Origin of the sequence: Pseudomonas sp. Ag1, assembly GCF_000278565.1 — a bacterium.
Taxonomy (GTDB): domain Bacteria; phylum Pseudomonadota; class Gammaproteobacteria; order Pseudomonadales; family Pseudomonadaceae; genus Aquipseudomonas.
In genome coordinates, this window is sequence record NZ_AKVH01000080.1 from 1 (window position 1) to 18,809 (window position 18,809).

The 18,809-nt window shown below is 64.4% G+C and carries 6 protein-coding genes; 4 read left to right on the plus strand and 2 right to left on the minus strand.

The annotated features are described in order from the left end of the window. Positions 1 to 223: 223 nt before the first annotated feature. The 4 genes from gspE to A462_RS25000 all read left to right on the plus strand — a co-directional run bounded on the left by gspE (position 224) and on the right by A462_RS25000 (position 17,265). Positions 224 to 1,642 (plus strand): type II secretion system ATPase GspE, encoded by a 1,419-nt coding sequence (gspE, locus tag A462_RS25015; protein ID WP_008432561.1) that lies wholly within the window; start codon positions 224 to 226, stop codon positions 1,640 to 1,642. Beyond that, positions 1,642 to 2,853, plus strand: a complete 1,212-nt coding sequence (gene gspF / locus A462_RS25010) for a type II secretion system inner membrane protein GspF (RefSeq protein ID WP_008432563.1) — start codon at positions 1,642 to 1,644, stop codon at positions 2,851 to 2,853. The genes gspE and gspF overlap by 1 nt, the downstream gene beginning before the upstream one ends. 483 nt (positions 2,854 to 3,336) lie before the next feature. Then, complete coding sequence (locus A462_RS25005; protein WP_008432565.1) at positions 3,337 to 4,500, plus strand: substrate-binding domain-containing protein; 1,164 nt, start codon at positions 3,337 to 3,339, stop codon at positions 4,498 to 4,500. A gap of 201 nt (positions 4,501 to 4,701) precedes the next feature. Next, the gene (locus tag A462_RS25000) at positions 4,702 to 17,265 is read left to right on the plus strand and encodes a filamentous hemagglutinin family protein (protein WP_008432567.1); all 12,564 of its coding nucleotides are present in this window, start codon (positions 4,702 to 4,704) and stop codon (positions 17,263 to 17,265) included. 293 nt (positions 17,266 to 17,558) lie between these two features. Here the strand turns inward: A462_RS25000 and A462_RS24995 are convergent, their stop codons facing one another. Together A462_RS24995 and A462_RS24990 are read right to left on the minus strand one after the other, a co-directional pair. Continuing rightward, entirely contained in the window at positions 17,559 to 18,479 is a 921-nt protein-coding gene (locus tag A462_RS24995; RefSeq protein WP_008432569.1) for an ABC transporter substrate-binding protein, read from the minus strand. Then, entirely contained in the window at positions 18,476 to 18,808 is a 333-nt protein-coding gene (locus A462_RS24990) for a (2Fe-2S) ferredoxin domain-containing protein (protein WP_008432571.1), read from the minus strand. Before A462_RS24990 ends, A462_RS24995 begins: the two co-directional genes overlap by 4 nt. Between the last annotated feature and the right edge of the window lies 1 nt (position 18,809).

An 18,809-nucleotide genomic window follows, 5' to 3' on the forward strand; every position in this document is an offset into this window, starting at 1 on the left:
GACGCCAGGTTAGCCGTCCTGGGCCAAGGATGGCCCATGACGGCGGCCCACGGTCCAAAGCCGGAGTGAGGGCACACCGAGCCCAGGCGAGGTGCCGAGTGGTGGGGCAAGAGCGTTTTGCTTACTTTTGCGCTTTTCAAAAGTGAGCCGCTGTAAGAGCGGAACCAATCGAAGCCGTAACCGAAGGAATGGATATGTACTCAACCAAACGAAGCGCAAAAGCATGAGCCTCCTGCCCTACGCCTGGGCCAAATCCCAACGCATCCTCCTCCACCCGGGAACCCAGGGCCCGACGCTGACCATCTGCCCCTCGACCCCCGGCTGGTCCATCAGCGAGGTCTACCGCCAGTTCGGCCAAACCCACCTGATCCAGGTGCGCGACGACGAACTCGACGGCCTCCTGGCCACTGCCTACGCCGACACCGGCAGCGCCGCCGCCGTCGTGGGCGCCGCCGAAAACGAAGTCGATCTCGACCGCCTCATGCAAGACATCCCCGAAATCACCGACCTGCTCGACACCCAGGACGGCGCCCCGGTGATCCGCATGATCAACGCCTTGCTCACCCAGGCCGCCCGCGACGAAGCCAGCGACATCCACATCGAACCCTACGAAACCCACTCCGTGGTGCGCTACCGCGTCGACGGCACGCTGCGTGACGTGGTGTCCCCGCGCAAGGCCCTGCACGGCGCCCTGGTCTCACGCATCAAGATCATGGCCCAACTCGATATCGCCGAAAAACGCCTGCCCCAGGACGGCCGCATCGCCCTGCGCGTGGCCGGTCGCCCCATCGATATCCGCGTCTCCACCGTGCCCACCGGCCATGGCGAGCGCGTAGTGATGCGCCTGCTGGACAAACAAGCCGGCCGCCTGCAGCTGGAAACCCTCGGCATGGACCCCGCCGTCCTGGCCAAACTCGACACCCTGATCCGCCAACCCCACGGCATCGTGCTGGTCACCGGCCCCACCGGCAGCGGCAAGACCACCAGCCTCTACGCCGCCCTGGCCCGGCTGGATGCGAGCACCAGCAATATCCTGACCGTCGAAGACCCGGTGGAATACGACCTGCCGGGCATCAGCCAGATCCAGGTCAACGCCAAGATCGACATGACCTTCGCCCTGGCCCTGCGGGCAATCCTGCGCCAGGACCCGGACATCATCATGATCGGCGAAATCCGCGACCTGGAGACCGCACAAATTGCCGTCCAGGCCTCGCTCACGGGCCATCTGGTGCTCGCCACCCTGCACACCAACGACGCCGTCTCGGCGGTCAACCGCTTGATCGACATGGGCGTCGAACCGTTCCTGCTGGCCTCGTCACTGCTCGGCGTATTGGCCCAGCGCCTGGTGCGTCGGCTGTGCCCGCACTGCAAACAGGAAGACCCGGCCGCGCCCGGCACCTGGCGGCCTGTCGGGTGCGCGCAGTGCAACCAGATCGGTTACAGCGGGCGTACCGGTATCCATGAATTGTTCTGCATCGACGACGAGCTGCGCGGGCTGATCCACCAGGGCGCCGGCGAGCAGGCCTTGAAAGCCGCCGCACGCCGCGCCGGCATGTTCAGCATGCGTGAAGATGGCGAACGCTGGGTACGCAGCGGCGCCACCGCCCCCGAAGAAATCCTGCGCGTAACACGGGACGCCTGATGAACCGATACCGCTACGAAGCCGCCGACGCCAGCGGCAAGCTGGAGTCCGGGCACCTTGAGGCAGACAGCCAGAGCGGCGCGTTTGCCCACCTGCGCAGCCGTGGCCTGACGGCCTTGCGGGTGCAGGTCGAGAACAACAACGAGCGTGCCGGCGGTGGCGGCCGGTTCAGCGCCAAACTCTCGGACAATGACCTGGCCTGGGCCACGCGCCAGCTGGCGAGCCTGCTCGGTGCGAGCCTGCCACTGGAGGCCGCGTTGAGCGCCACGGTGGAGCAAGCCGAGAAAAAACACATCGCCCAGACCTTGAGCGCGGTGCGCGCCGATGTGCGCAGCGGCATGCGCCTGGCCGATGCGTTGGCCGCGCGGCCCCGGGACTTTCCGTCGATCTATCGGGCGCTGATCGCGGCGGGGGAGGAGTCCGGCGACCTGGCCCAGGTCATGGAGCGCCTCGCCGACTACATCGAGGAGCGCAATAACCTGCGGGGCAAGATCCTCACGGCGTTTATCTACCCGGGCGTGGTGGGGCTGGTGTCCATCGGCATTGTGATTTTCCTGCTCAGCTACGTGGTGCCGCAGGTGGTCAGTGCGTTTTCCCAGGCTCGCCAGGACCTGCCGGGCCTGACGTTGGCGATGCTCAATGCGAGTGACTTTATCCGCGCCTGGGGCTGGCTGTGTTTTGCCGGGATCGTGGGTGGTTTCTGGAGCTGGCGCCTGTACCTGCGCAACCCCGTGGCACGGTTGAGCTGGCACAGCCGGGTGTTGCGCCTGCCGTTGATCGGGCGTTTTGTACTGGGCCTCAACACCGCGCGGTTTGCCTCGACCCTGGCGATTCTCGGCGGGGCGGGCGTGCCGTTGTTGCGCGCCCTGGAAGCGGCGCGCCAGACCTTGTCCAACGACCGCCTGAGCCAGTGTGTCAGCGACGCGACGGCCAAGGTGCGCGAGGGCGTCAACCTGGCTCCTGCGCTGGCGGTGGAAAAGGTCTTTCCGCCCGTGCTGATCCACCTGATCGCCAGCGGCGAAAAAACCGGCTCGCTGCCGCCGATGCTCGAACGCGCGGCGCAAACCCTGTCGCGGGATATCGAGCGTCGGGCGATGGGCATGACGGCGTTGCTTGAACCACTGATGATCGTGGTGATGGGCGCCGTGGTGTTGGTCATCGTCATGGCCGTGCTGCTGCCGATCATCGAAATCAACCAACTGGTGACCTGACTGCTGACGAAACACGATCAAAAATGTGGGAGCGGGCTTGCTCGCGAAAGCGGTGTGTCAATCAACACATGTCGCGCCTGATCCACCGCTTTCGCGAGCAAGCCCGCTCCCACATTTGAACTGCGTTTCTTCAAGACTATTTTCGCGCGCCCGACACGCGGGTCCCAACCTCGGGTTCCTCATTCTGTCATCTGCCCAACCCCACCACACGGCCCGTAACGCCTCCAGCCCGGTCCTCGAAATCCGCGCTGAAACCTCGCTGTCACCTCACCCCCAAATCGCTCAAAAGTGTGACCAAAACACCCGAGAATCTTTTTAAAAATCAAGCCGTTCCTCCCGAGGTTTTTTCCTTTAGCTGTCATCGGATGCTGCGAAATTTCATACCCATGGCCTCACCCCTGGGTACCCCCCGGAACACAGCCCGGGACCGAAGCCATAGCGTCATCTACCCCAACGTACAAACACGACGAAAGGAGCTTCTTCATGTTTAAGCGCAACGTTCTCGCGGTATCCATGACCCTCGCTGCACTGTGCTCGGCCCAGGCTGCCATGGCAGACATCAACGGCGGCGGCGCCACCCTGCCACAACCGCTGTACCAGACCTCCGGCGTATTGACCGCCGGTTTCGCCCCGTACATCGGCGTGGGCAGCGGCAAGGGCAAACTGGCGTTCCTGAACAATGACTACAGCCAGTTCGGCACCGGCACCAAGAACGTTCACTGGGCGGGCAGCGACTCGAAGCTGACCTCGACTGAACTGTCCACCTACGCCTCCACCAAACAAGCGACCTGGGGCAAGCTGATTCAAGTGCCTTCGGTCGCCACTTCGGTTGCCATTCCATTCAACAAGGCTGGTACCAACGCAGTTGACCTGAGCGTTGATCAACTGTGCGGCGTGTTCTCGGGCCGCATCACCACCTGGAACCAACTCCCGGCTACCGGTCGCACCGGTAATATCGTGGTGGTTTACCGTAACGAAGCCAGTGGCACCACCGAGCTGTTCACCCGTTTCCTGGCGGCCAAGTGCGTCAATGAGTCCAAGAAATTTGTGGTCACCACCAACTTCGCGGACAGCTTCGGCGTGCCACCAGGCGCCGTGCCTGCCGTGACCAGCCAAGGCGTGATGACCGCGCTGAACGCCGGTGATGGTCGCATCACCTACATGAGCCCGGACTATGCCGCGCCTACCTTGGCTGGCCTGGATGACGCCACCAAAGTGGCCAAGGTCGCCGGTGTTTCTCCAGCCCCTGATAACGTTTCCGCCGCCATCGCTGCTGTGCCCGTACCGGCTGCTGCCAACATCGCCAACCAGAACGCCTGGGTTCCGGTGTTTGCTGCCGCCGCCGATGCCAACGATCCAAGCGTCGTGCCTTACCCAAGCAGCGGTTATCCGATCCTGGGCTTCACCAACCTGATCTTCAGCCAGTGCTACGCCGACGCCACCCAGACCTCGCAAGTGCGTGCGTTCTTCACCCGTCACTTCGGTGCCAGCGCCTTGAACAGCAACGACAACGCGATCAAGGCCAACCGCTTCGTGCCACTGCCAGCTGCCTGGAAAGCCGCGATCACCAGCAACTTCGTTACCGCAACCAGCGCGCTGAGCATCGGCAAGTCTGATGTCTGCAACGCCATCGGTCGTCCGCTGTAACCCACGCTTTTACCGACCGGCAACACCCGATCAGCAACGGCCTGTGCCGTTGCTGATTTTTGCGTTTGCGGCTCGGCTATCAGCCTTACATGAACTTTCCATGACAGAAGTTCAGTCCCGCCCCTCGCCAACCGCCTAACTCCCATACGTGACGCACGTCGCCAGTTCCCCATGGGCAAAAACAAAGAAGGAAGCTTCCTGATGGTCCGCTGCAAACCACCGGTCAACCTGAATGCCCAAGGCCCTGGCGGCCAGACGATCCTGCGCCTCAAACCCCTGGCCCAGGCGATTGCCTTGTTCATGGTGGCAGGCAGCGCCCACGCGGCGACAGCGTTCAGCTCCGGCTGGTTTGCCGACAAGGGTGCCTCCCAGGCGGCGACAGCGGCCCGCCTCAACGGGGCGCAGGTGCCGGGGATTCCGTCGTTGAATCAGCAGGCGCGGGCGAACCAGCAGTTGTCACGTTCCATCAGCACGCTCAACAACAGTGTCGCGGCGATTGCGGCCCAGCAGGCCGCCCAGGCCGCTGGCCGGCAAGCGGCGCTCGGCCAGGTCTCGACGATTCCCGACGGCCTCGGCAAGGGCGGCTTGAAGGTGGACAACAGCCTGACCCAGGGCTGGACCAACGCCAAGGGCCCGACCCAGAGCCAGTCCGGTGGCAAGACCACGGTGACCATCGAGCAGACCGCCGACAAGGCGATCCTCAACTGGGAAACCTTCAACGTCGGACGCAACACCACGGTCGATTTCCAGCAGCAATCGAATTGGGCCGTGCTCAACCGTGTCAACGACCCCAACGCGCGCCCCAGCGAAATCCAGGGCCAGATCAACGCCCCTGGCACAGTGATGATCATGAACCGCAACGGGGTGATCTTCAGCGGCAGCAGCCAGGTCAATGTGCGCAACCTGGTGGCGGCCGCTGCCACCATCACCGATGACCAATTCACCCAACGCGGGATCTATGTGGATGCCAACGGCACCCAGCCGACTTTCACCGACGCGGCGGGCAAGGTCGAGGTGCAGCGCGGCGCGTTGATCCAGACTCACAACCCGGCCACCTCTACCGACGCCGGTGGCTACGCCTTGCTGCTCGGCTCGGAGGTCGAGAACGCCGGCAGCATCATCACCGCCAGGGGCCAGGCCACCCTGGCCGCCGGCGACAGTTTTTATATCCGCAAGGGCGTCGGCACCACCGGCAACGATCGCTCCACCACCCGTGGCAATGAAGTGGCCACCAGCCTCAAGGCCGGCAGCACGTCGGGCAAGGTCAGCAACAGCGGCCTGATCATGGCGTCGACCGGCGACATCACCCTCACCGGGCACCAGGTGCAGCAGAACGGCGTGGCCCTGGCCAGCACCTCGGTGGATACCCGTGGCACGATTCACTTGCTCAACGCCGCCAGCGACACCAGCGCCAGCGTGACCCTAGGCGAGGGCAGCACCACGGCGATCCTGCTGGACGCCAGCGGCAGCACCGCCCTCAACAGCCAGAAGGACAACGGCCTGATCAAGCTCGACGGCTTGCCTGCCAACCTGATCACCGGCCAGTTCAACAACCTCAGCGCGGTGGCCGACCGCACCGACCAGTCGCGGATCGAGATCGTCAGCGGCGGCACTGTGGATTTGCGCAAAGGCTCGATCACCCTGGCCACCGGCGGCCAGGTGGCGGTCAGTGCCGGCCAGCGCAGCCTGGTGCGTGACGGCGCGATGATCGACGTGTCCGGCGCGATTGGCGTCAAGGTGGCGATGGAAGCCAACAACATCAAGATCAACGTGCAGGGCAACGAACAGCGCGACGCGCCCGCCAACCGTGACGGCGGGCAATTGATCAACAACGATGTATGGGTCGACCTGCGGGACCTGGTGTTCGTCCCGGCCGGCACCAACGGCTATGCGACGGACCGCTGGTACACCGCCGGCGGGCTGCTGGAAGTCGGCGGTTACCTGGGCACCCAGGGCCACTCGGTCGGCGAGTGGATGGCCCAGGGCGGCACTGTGACGTTCACCGGCAAGGACGTGGTGACCCAGCAGGGTGCCCAGGTCAATCTGTCGGGCGGCACCGTCGATGTGCAGGCCGGCTACATCCGCCAGACCTGGCTCAAGGGGCCTGACGGCCAGCTCTATGAGCTGTCGAAAGCCCCCGGGGACATTCTATACGCGGGGATCTACAAGGGCTTTGAAGACACCAGCGTCCGCTGGGGCCGCAGCGATTTCTATTACAACCCGCTGGTGGCCCAGCAAAGCCGCTACGAGGCGGGCTACACCGTGGGCCGCGACGCCGGCAAGCTGGTGGTGGGCACCACCAACGCGGTGCTGGAAGGCCAGTTGATCAGCGATGTATTCCAGGGCGATCGCCAGACCCAGGCACCGAATATTAACCTTGATGGTTATCAGCAGTCACAGCAGGCCATGGCCCAGCGGGCGCAGTTGATCATTGGCCAGTACACGCCGGTGTACAACAAGGCCACCGGCACCTTGCGCTACGCCTTGACCCCGACCATCGACCAGGTGCTTATCGAGGGCAGCACGCAAAAAATCGCCGACGGCCTGGACCTGGCCACTGCGCTGCCGACCGAACGCCAGGGCAAACTGGTGCTCGACAGTGACCAGCTCAATGGCTACCGGTTGGGCGCGATCAAGGTCGGCGCAAAGCAGCAGATTGACGTCAATGGCGCACTCAAGGTGGCTGACGGCGGCGACATCACCCTGTTCGGCCCCGTGGTTTCAGTCAATGCCAACCTCACGGCCCACGGCGGCAGCATCAACGCGGGCAACCTGCTGAATCAGGTCGACCTCAATCGCTCCAATGTCGTTGGCGATGTGATTCTGCCGGGCATCGGCCGGCTCGATGTGGCCGCCGGAGTCAAGCTGGACAGTTCCGGGCGCTGGAATAATCTGGCGCTGGACCCTTCGGCCACTGATGGGGTGGCGTATATCAACGGTGGCAAGGTGTCGTTGCGCAGCTCCGGCGACGTGAACCTCGCGGCGGGCAGCCTGGTGGAAACGTCGTCCGGGGCAACCATCGGCCTGGATGGCAAAGTCCGGGGCGGCAAGGGCGGCGACGTGACCGTGGGCGCACTGGGGGCTTTGGGCCTGGGCGCCGAGATTCGCGGCTATGGCGTCAGCGCAGGCGGCACCCTGACCTTGCAGGCCAACAAGGTGCAGATCGGCCAGAGCCCGCAGGCGCCGGATGCCAAGACCTTGCAGTTGGCCGGGGATTTTTTCAACAAGGGTTTTTCGGCCTATGACATCACCGGCAACGAAGGATTGCTGGTCGCCGATGGTACTCAGGTGGATGTGAACGTGCCGGCCTACCGGCTCTCGGAGCAGGCCGCCACGACGCCGGGCGGCGGCGCTGCGGCCAGCGTGATGGAGCGCTGGACCCCGCCGCTTTACCAGGAAGACGCGAGCAAGGGCGTACTCGGCCAACGCCGTGGCGCCAGCCTGACCCTTTCCGCCGGCCACCTGGAGTCGCCTGCCGAGCAACTGCCGACAACCGCGCTGGTGGTCGGCAAGGGCGCGGTGATCAGCGTCGACCCGGGCCAGTCGATCAACCTGCGCAGCATCGGCCAACTGACGGTCGACGGCACGCTCAATGCCTGGGGTGGCAGCGTCAACCTGAACGGCCTGACCACGCGCGCGTTCGAGCCGGCCAACGCAGTTGGCCACGGCCGCTCCATCTGGCTGGGTGAAAATGCACTGATCGATGTCGCCGCCCGGGCCGCGACCGCCGTGGACAATCGCGGGAGCCAATACGGGTTGGTCCGTGACGGCGGCAAGATCAGCATCGGTGGCGAGATCAACCTGAGCACCGGCACGGTCACTGCCAGCGACCTGTTTGTGGTGGTACGCGAGGGCGCCCGGCTGGACGCGTCGGGCACGCAAGCGGTGTTGGATGTGCCGGGGCAGGGCGCAACCCGGGTGGCCAGCAATGGCGGCAGCATCAGCCTGGCGTCCAACAATGGCTTGTACCTCGACGGCAGTCTGGTAGCCCGGGCCGGCGGTGCCGGCGCAGCGGGCGGCAGCCTGAACGTAGCGCTGGACAGCCCGTATTACACCAAGAGCAGTGTCACGGATCGCGTGCTGAAGGTGCGTGAACTGGTGCTCGGCCAGACCCATCAGGCCCACACGCTCGCCGGCACCGCCGCCGACGCGGCCGACAGCCTGGAATACGGCCACGCTCGCCTGGGCGTCGACCAGGTCAGTGCGGGCGGCTTCGACAACCTGGCATTGATGAGCAACGGCCTGTTGAGTTTCGACGGCGATGTGTCCTTGAACATGGGCCAGAGCCTGCGCCTGTACAGCGGTGCCTTCAACCTCAGTGAGGGCGCGGCAGCCAATGCCCGGGTGAATCTGTCGGCACCGTCTCTGCTGCTGTCCGGCATGGATTCGCCGGCCCGGGAGTTCTACGTGAACCCGGTGTCGGTGTTGCCGTTACCCTCGCTGCGCGCCACCGAGGCGCAGTTCAATGCCAGCGGCAGCTTGATCGATGTGCGCGGCAGCGTGTTGTTTGGCAGCAAGGGCAAACTGCGCCAGGCCGACGACAGCCTGGTCGGCCTTGAGCGTCGCGGCTTTGATCAGGTCAACCTGACCAGCCAGGGCGATCTGCGCTTCCTGGCGGGTGCGAACCCGGACGGCGTGGCCTTGAGGGCCAGCACCCAGTTATTGACCCAGGGCGATATGACCTTGCGGGCGGCGCAGTTGTATCCGGCCACGGAGGTCGGTGCGCGGGTCATTGCCGGCTACCTGAGCGAATTCAACAGTCTCAACATCACGTTCGACCCGCTGCGCACCCTGACCATTGGCCGTACCGGCAACACGGATGCCGCGGTGCCTTACTCGGCATTCGGGCGCCTGCAACTGGGCGCCGCGACGGTGCGGCAGGGCGGTGTGGTGCGGGCGCCCCTGGGGTTGATCGATATCGGCAGCATGGGCAGCAGCCAGGTGCAATTGCTGCCGGGCAGCGTGACGTCGGTGAGCGGCAGGGGCCTGGTGCTGCCGTATGGCGGCACCCTGGACGGGCAGGTCTATAAGTACAACGGCAAGACCGTGACGTTTGTCGGCCAGGGCGGGCTGGTCAACCAGGACGCGGAACTCAGCGTCGGGGTGATTCTCGGCGGCCAGTCGGTGCAGGTGCAGCCTGAGGCTACCCTGGATCTGTCGGGCGGCGGCGAATTGCTGGGGGCCGGTTTCGTTTCCGGGCGCGGAGGCTCTACGGATGCGCGCTACAGCCCACTGGTGCAGTTTGGTGCCAATGGCGGTTTTGTGTTGCCGGGCCTGGGCACCAACCCGATTTACGCCATCGTGCCCGGGGTGCAGCCCGGCGCGGCACCGGTGGCGCCGGAGAAGGGCGCAGTCGATCCGTTGGTGGGCCAGCAGGTCACCATCGGCGCCGGAGTGCCGGGGCTGCCGGCGGGCACTTATACCCTGATGCCGTCCACCTACGCCTTGATGCCCGGCGCTTTCCGTGTCGAGATCAACGGCCTGGCCGGTCTCGGCAGTGATGCCGCCACCCAGCGCATGCGCAATGGCTCCTGGTCCACCGCCGGGCGCTTGTCCATCGCCAACACCGGGATCGGCAACAGCGTTGCCAGCCAGTTGATTCTGACCTCGGCCGATACCTTGCGTCGCTATTCCCAATACAACGAAACCAGCTACGCCCAGTTCGCCATGGCCGACGCTGCGAAACAGGGTGTGCCACGCCCGATGCTCGCCGTCGACGCCAAGACCCTGAAACTGGCCTTGCGGCCAGGGGGCGGCGCTGATGCGTTTTCGTTCCAGGGCATAGGCCGTTTTGAGGCCGCGGCGGGTGGCTATGGCGGCGCGGTGGCGGTGATTGATCCAGGCAAACTGGGTATTGAAGTCGTCGCGGCGGGCAGTTCCGCAACCAGCGGTTTTTCCGGCATTACCTTCAACGATGACAGCCTCAACGCCTTGGGAGCCTCGCGTTTGATGGTGGGGGGGATGACGGCAGTTACGTATGGCCAGTCCGGGAATTACATCGCCCTGGCGGGCGGTACGAGTCGGGCCAACAGCACCGTCACGCTTCGGGAAGGTGTGACGCTCGCAGCGCCGGAAGTCTTTTTGTTGAGTGACACCAACGCGATCGTCCTGGAGCAGGGCGCATCCATCAACACCATCGGCCGTGGCAAAGCCAGCTACGACGCTCGTGACGGTTTTATCTACAAAGTCACCAATATGCTGGCGGCGTCCAACGGCTTGCTCAATGTCATTGCATTCAATACGACGGTGCCCAGCGGCGGGATCAGCATCGGTGTGTGTGACACGGGCCTGTGCAGCGGGCAAACCGGGCTGTACTCCGAAGGCAGCATCGTGGCGTTGACCAACAATACCTTCCAGTTGGGCGACCAGGTGCGCTACGGCACCCGTCACCTCAACCTGGGGGTCAACACCATTAACCTCGGCAGCGCCCAAGCCCTGGCCGCTGCCGCTATGGCCAATCAGTTGCCGGCCGGCCTGACACTCACCCAGGCGCTTCTTGATCGCCTGCTCAAAGGTGATTCACAGTTCGGTGCGCCGGCCCTGGAAACCCTGCAGCTCTCGGCGCGGGACAGTTTCAACTTCTACGGCAGTACCTCCCTGGACACCTATGACCCACTGACGGGTAAGTCGCGGCTGAGCAACCTGATGCTCTCCACTCCGGCGATCTACGGTGCCGGTGGCGCTGGCGACGTGGCCAACATTCATACCGCCAACCTGATCTGGCAGGGCGCGACCACCCCACCGGGCTCGGTGATCGCCGGCGGGGCGGGCACTGGCAGCGGGCGCCTGGATATCAACGCCGAGCGTATTGAGTTCGGCTACGGCGCCTTTGCCCAGACCAACACCGTGAGCAGTTTCGATCGCCTGGCTTTGGGCTTTGCCAGCGTGAACCTCAATGCCAGCGAGCGCATTACCGCCAACCACAAGGGCAGCCTCTCGGTGTATCAGAGCCAGGGCGCCTATGACCCGGTGAAGGGCTTCCAGTACAGCGGCGGCGACCTGAATATCCTCACCCCGCTGATGACCGGCGAAGCCGGTTCGGTGAACCGCATGACCGCAGGTGGGGCGATTGATATTGCAGCGTCCGTGGGGGCGCGTGGCAAGGCCGACGGCCAGGGCGCCGAACTGTCCCTGCAAGGCGACAGCATTCGCCTGGCCACGGCGGTAGTGCTGCCCAGCGGTAAAATCAGCCTGGGCGCCCGGGGTGATGTGGTGCTGACGGATGCGGCGTTGATCGACGTGGCCGGTCGCGCCACTGTGTTCAACGATGTGACCCAGTACGGCGCGGGCGGCACGGTGCTGCTGGACAGCCGCAGCGGCAACATACTGCAGGCTGCCGGCTCGACCATCGACCTCTCGGCCAAAAACAACCAGGCCGGCAAACTGCGGGCGGTTGCGGTGGACGCGGCGGGCGGTATCGTCGACCTGCAAGGCACGATCCTCGCCGGCAGCAGTGGCTATTACGATGCGGGCGGGACCACGATGCCTTATGAGGCCGGTACCGTGGAAATCCAGGCCCAGCGCCTGGGCAGCAGCGGTTCACTGGACCAGCAGTTCGCCGACCTCAACCAGCGCCTGAATCAAGGCCAGGTGTTCGGCACACGCAGCTTCCAACTCAAGCAGGGCGACTTGACCATCGGCAATGGCCTCAAGGCCGGCACCGTCAACGTCTCCGTGGACAATGGCAGCCTGCGGGTCACCGGCCTGGTGGACGCCAGTGGCGAGCGCGTCGGCAGCATCAACCTGGCCGGCAAGCACGGCCTGACGCTGGACGGCGGCGCGGTACTCGACGCCCATGGCAGCAAGCTGCGGGTGGACAGCTACGGCAAGATCATCGACTCGCCCAACCGGGCCATGGTGGTGCTCGGCTCCGGCACCGGTCAACTGACCCTGGCCGATGGCGCACGCATCGACCTGCGCCACGGCACCGAGGCGGTCCAGGGCAATGACGGGCGCAACCGCGGCACCCTGGAACTGAATGCACCACGGCTGATCAACGTCGATGGCACCAGCAACGACATCAACATCGATGCCCATGGCCGCCTGACGATCCAGGGCGCGCGCTCGATCACCCTCAACGGCATGATCAGTTACGACGATGCGCCACTGGTCACCGATCCGACGGCCAGCGGGCGGCCTTACCAACAGATCGACCAGGCCTACCTGGATGGCAAGCATGTGCTGAGCACGGCCTTTATCAACGGTGCATTGTTCAACCAGAACCTGCTGCAAAACAAACTCGCCGGGCTTAACAATGCAACCTACGCCAATGCCTTCCACCTGCGCCCGGGCGTGGAAATCGTCAGCAAGACCGCGGACGGTGACCTGGTGGTGCAGGGCGATCTGGACCTGTCCGGCTACCGTTACGCCAGCCTCAACCCCAACAGCCAGAAAACCTCGGTGTATGGCTCCGGTGAGTCGGGCAGCCTGACCCTGCGCGCCGGTGGCGACCTGAATATTTACGGCAGCATCAACGACGGTTTTGCGCCGCCACCGCAGACCGTCGATGACAAGGGCTGGGTGTTGTTGCCGGGCATCGACTTTACCGGCGGCACGATCATCGTGCCGGGTAACGGCATCACCCTGGCGGACGGCACGACCTTCCCGGCGGGCACCGTGCTCAACTACGACCTGCCGATCAAGGCCGTGGGCGTGGCCGCCGGTACGCGCTTGCCGACCCGGGCGACGCTGAACCAGGACCTGACGCTGCCTGCCGGTACGGTATTGGCCGCAGCGGTGTTCGACAGCGCGGGCAATGTGCTGTTTGCCGCAGGCACGTTATTGAGCCAGGCACACACCCTGGCGGCCGGCTCACAGCTGGACGCCGGCAGCCTGCTGACCCAGGACACCCGGCTCGGGGCGCTGACCTGGCCCAAAGGGGTGCCGTTGCCGACGAACTACGAGGCGCTTAACCCGACGCAAAACCACGTGACCCTCAATGGCGACATACCGCTGCCGCGCGGCGCGTTGATTCCTTCCGGCACCAACGTCAAGTTGCCGGGCGGGGCTGAGTCGGTGGCGTTGCGCCCGGAAGTGGCGGGGCGCCAGGGCAAGCTGTGGGCCCTCTCGCCGATGCTGGCAGAAGGTTCGCAATCCTGGTCGCTGCGGTTGGTTGCAGGTGCTGACACCGAGGCGGCCGACAGCCGCATCCTGCAAGCCCATCCGCGCAGCGGCGACCTGCGTTTGGCTGACAGCCACTACGGCATGTTTGCCAAGGAGATGCCCGCCAAGGGCAAGTTGACCTGGACCGCCTTCGCGGTGGAGGACTTTGCGGCCAATGGGGTGGTGGTCAAGGAAGGCGACCCGATCGACCAAAAGATCCTCGATGATTTCGGGCTGGGTTCGATTGATGATTTCTGTGGGGGCAATCCGGCGTACTGCGCCGTGAAAGTTGGCTATGTCTGGACCGAATTCGGCGCCAAGGACCTGGCGGACAACGGGATTATCGTCACCGTCGGAACGCCGATCGAGCAAAGCATCCTGGACCAGTTCGGTATCCCGTCCATCGATGAGTTCTGTGCAAGCTCGCCCGCCTACTGCCAGGCCCAAAGCGGCAAAGAGTATGCGGCGACCCCCTCCAGCAGCCGTTTCAGTGTGATTCGCACCGGTACGGGCGACCTCGAACTGCTCAGCGCCGGCGACTTGAGCATGGACTCCCTGTACGGGGTCTACACCGCCGGTACATCGTCCACTGCAACCGGTGCCAGCGACCCCTACAACCAGCCCAAGGCGCTGAACAGCGCGAAGACGGTGCTGAACGATACCAACAGTTATTTTGAACAGTTCGTCAACGGCTCATCTGACAGCCTGTACCGTGCCTGGTACCCGGAGGCAGGGGGGAATTTGAGCGTGAACGTGGGGGGCAACCTGACGGGGAATATCCTGGGAGGCGTCTTCAACCCAAGTCGGCCCAACCCCCTGGATAACGGCATCGACTCCGCCGATGTGGCCAACTGGCTGTGGCGCCAGGGCAGCGGCACGGTGAACACCGGCGGGCAGGCGCAGCCGACGGCCTGGTGGATCAATTTCGGTAGCTATACCGCCAACGCCTCCAAGGCTGATGCGTTCGTCGGGTTTACCGGTTTCGGCACCCTCGGCGGCGGTGACGTGGATGTACAGGTAGGCGGGGATGCCGGTGTGCTTCGGCGCATGGACGGCAACCCAATGTCGGCCTCTGCCAACCCGCGCAGCCAGGGGCTGGTGCTGGCGGTCGGCAGTACCGGGCGGGTTGCCGGCGATGGCAGCCTGCAGTTGACGGGCGGTGGTGATCTGCGGGTGCGTATCGGTGGCGCCCTGAACCCTGGCAGCGTGGTTGATGTAAACGATCAGAACGGCCAGTTGGTGAATATCCGGGGCAATGTCCAACTGCAAAGTGCGACCACGGGCCGGATCGACCTGACCTACGGCAGCAACAGCTCTGAGCAGAGCCCGGGCGAAACCCGCGCATTCGATCCGTTCCAGGCGACCCGTGGTCGGGCAGTGGGGGGTATCACCCTGGTGCCGGGGGATGCCACATTCAACCTGACGACATTGGGTGACCTGGTGCTGCAGCAAGTGATTGACCCGGGCCGTGTCGTCCTGCTGAACAACTCATCGTTTACCCGTGGCGGGACGAGTGGGACCGGCGAAAGTTGGTTCTCGTTGTGGACCGGTCACACGGCAATCGACCTGTTTTCAGCGGGGGGCAACTTGACGCCATCTGTCTCCGCCGCAGCGTCCGACCTGGCAACTGTCTACCCATCGATCGTTCGAGCGACGGCGGCTGGCGGCAGTATTTATTACGGTAACGCCGTCCTGGGGTACCAAGCCGATACGAGTCCGATAAATGCCTTGGTGCTCGCCCCCGGTGCCAGCAGCCAGTTGCAATTCCTGGCCCATGACTCGATTTATGCGGGCGGTATGTTTGTCACGCCTTCCGGGGCCGACCCCAGCATCATGGCCACACCTTGGCGGCCGGCGTTCGTCGGGACCATTGATGGTCAGGTGGTTGTCGATGGCAACAATCTGTCGGAAAACGGTAGCTCGCCGGGTTCCCTTCCGCGGCCTCTGTTTGCCTTTGGCTCCGCCACGGCGTCGGCAGCCGCTTACGCGCCAACGGAACCGGCGCGGTTCTATGCCTTGACCGGCGATCTGGTGGGGGTCAGCAGCGGCCGGACCCTGACGTTCAATTCTTCCCCCTCGTTTTTGCATTCAGGGCAGACCTGGTACGAGGGTAACGGGCCAGTTTGGATGATGGCGGGGCGAGACATTGTCAGCAGTGGCAGCCGTTTTAATACGGCCCCTGGTGCGGTCAGCGAGCAGTCGACCGGCAACCTGTTCATCCACAACAACCCCACTGACATCTCCATCGTCTCCGCCGGGCGCGACATTCTGTACAGCAACTTCCAGGTTGCCGGTCCTGGCCTGCTGGAAGTGACGGCGGGCGGCAATATCCTGATGTCCGGGCGTGACCCGGCGAAGGGCGGCGAAGTCAGCATCACCAGCCTGGGCCCGGTGGTCGCGGGCGACAACCGCCCTGGCGCAGGCATCGTCATGCAAGCTGGCGTCGGCCCCAACGGCCCGGATTACCGGCGCTTTGTCGAGGCCTACCTGGACCCGGCCAACCTCGTCCAGCCAGGCGAAGCCCTGTCGATCCAGGGCGGCAAGGTCGCCAAGACCTATGAGAACGAACTGGTCACCTGGCTCGCCGAGCGCTTCGGTTTCGTCGGCACCCGCGAGCAGGCCCGCGCGGTTTACGCCGCACTGCCCGCTGAACAGCAACGGGTGTTCGCCCGTGATGTGTACTTCGCCGAACTCAAGGCTGCCGGCCGTGAGTACAACGCGGTGGGCGGTGTGCGCCAGGGCAGCTATGTACGGGGGCGTGCGGCGATTGCCGCGCTGTTCCCGGACAAGGACGTGGCCGGCAACCCGATCACCTACAAGGGCGATATCACGTTGTTCGGCGGCTCCGGTGTACACACCAATTTCGGTGGCTCGATCCAGATGCTCACCCCGGGCGGTGGGCAGACCTTCGGCATCGAAGGCGCGGCACCGCCGTCCACCGCCGGTGTGATCACCCAGGGCGCCGGCGATATCCAGCTGTATTCCATGGGCAGCATCCTGCTGGGCCAGAGCCGCATCATGACCACCTTCGGTGGCTCGATCATGGGCTGGTCCGGCGAGGGCGACATCAACGCCGGTCGCGGATCCAAGACCACCGTGGTGTACACGCCGCCCAAGCGTGTCTACGACAACTGGGGCAACGTGACCCTGTCGCCGGCGGTGCCGAGCACCGGGGCGGGGATTGCCACCTTGAACCCGATTCCCGAAGTGCCGGCCGGAGACATCGACCTGATCGCCCCGCTGGGCACCATCGATGCGGGTGAGGCGGGGATTCGGGTCTCGGGCAACATCAACATTGCCGCGTTGCGCGTCGTAAACGCCGCCAACATCCAGACCCAGGGCAAGTCGTCCGGGGTGCCGGTGTCGGCGGCGGTAAACACCGGGGCCATGACCTCGGCGAGCGCAGCCGGTGCGGCGGCGTCCCAGGCGGCGGAAGATGCCGCGCGTAGCCAGCAGGCGGCGGCCAAACAGGGCCGGGCGTCGATTGTCACAGTGGAAGTGTTGAGCTTTGGCAGCGAGCCAGTTGAGCGCAAGCCGGAGGACGGGCAGAAGACCTCGGGCTACAACCCCGACAGCCCGGTGCAGGTGCTCGGCGCCGGACCGTTGAGTGACCAGGCGCGGGCGCGGTTGACGGATGAGGAGCGCCAGCAGATCAGCTTGTAGTTTTAGAAAAGGACCTCTCGTTGTATTTGGGGCGATCATTGATCGCCCCTTTTTTTCGTCTTGGGGGCCCGGCTTTCCCAGGTGGGATGGTGGTGCGGTCGAGCCGGTAGTCACTGAGGCCGGGATGAGTGATATCTCGGCCACCAAGTGCGAGCTCTATCACCCTGATCTGTCAGGCCAGGAGCTGGAGGCGATTAAAAGTACGAAGCGCTCAGCATTGGAAACCTGCAGCGTTTCACAACTTTGGTCGGTGGCATGGACTGAGTAAATTGGTCAGGCGCTTCGCTCGTGAATTATTCAGCCAGTTGTTTGAATTGCCTCGCCAACTCCAACACGACTCGGCCGCTATTCGCGGTGGGCACCAAATGGGTAAAGGGAATATCGATCATCCGGTTCTCCCGCACCGCCCGCAAACGCGACAGCACCGGGTCGGTGGTCAGCAACTGACGTTTGCGGCTGGCCGGTGACCACAGAGCATCTGCCAGCAAAATCACATCCGGGTCACTCATCAGCAGGGTTTCGCTGCTCACGGTGACGCGGTATTGGTTGATCCCGGCAAATAAATTGCGCGCACCAGCAGCCGCCACCAACGTGGTGACAAAACCACGCCGACCCTCGCTGTCCAACCCGTTGACCTCACTGTCCAGGTAAAACACCGACAGCGGTTTACCCTCACCAGCCAGCGCCTGGGCACTGGCCAGGTCGGCGTCCATGGCATCGCTCAACGCCTGCGCCCGTGGCTGTTTATGCACCAGGGCGCCAAGGGTGAACAGGTCGTTGCGGATATGCCCGAAGTAATCCAGCGAATGCCCGTCGCACGCCGACTCCAGCAAGTACGACGCCACTCCGTTGCCTGCCAACCCTGTGCGGGAAGTAACGCCGGCGCCAAATGCAGTGGCGAATCCACCGACCACCAGATCCGGTTTCTGCGCATAGAGCACTTCGCTGGACGGGTACTTGGACGCAATCACCGGCACGCCGAAATACTCGCCGTGTCGGTGGGCCACACCGTTGTCATCCAGATAAGCCACGCCCACCAATGCGGGACCGACATCCAGCGCCAATAACAGGTCGGCTGCATGCTGGTTGAGGGCCATGATGCGCGAGGGCGGTGAGTGGGTGGCCGTCCAGTCCTGGTTGCAGTTGCGATAACGGTCCGCCAGCGCCAACGATGGGCAGAGCAGGGCGCCCAACAGCAACCACGAGGCTTTCATGGGCGCTCCTTGATCAGCAGATCCTCGACGACTTCGCCGCCCACCAGATGCACTTCCACCAGCCGTTGCACATCGTCTTTGTTGTGCACGCCGTACCAGCAAGTGTCCGGGTACACCGTCACGATTGGCCCCAGGTTGCACGGGAACTGGCAGTGGGTGCGTGTCAGCAGCACGCCGCCAGGCTTTTCGATGCAGTCGTGTTGCAGCAGGTGGCGGCGCAGGGTTTTCCACAGTTGCAGCGCGCCACGCTGGGTGCAGCGCGGGCCGGTGCACAGGAACACGTGACGGGCGTGGTCAGGCACATGGGACCAGTCCGGATGAGTTTCCACG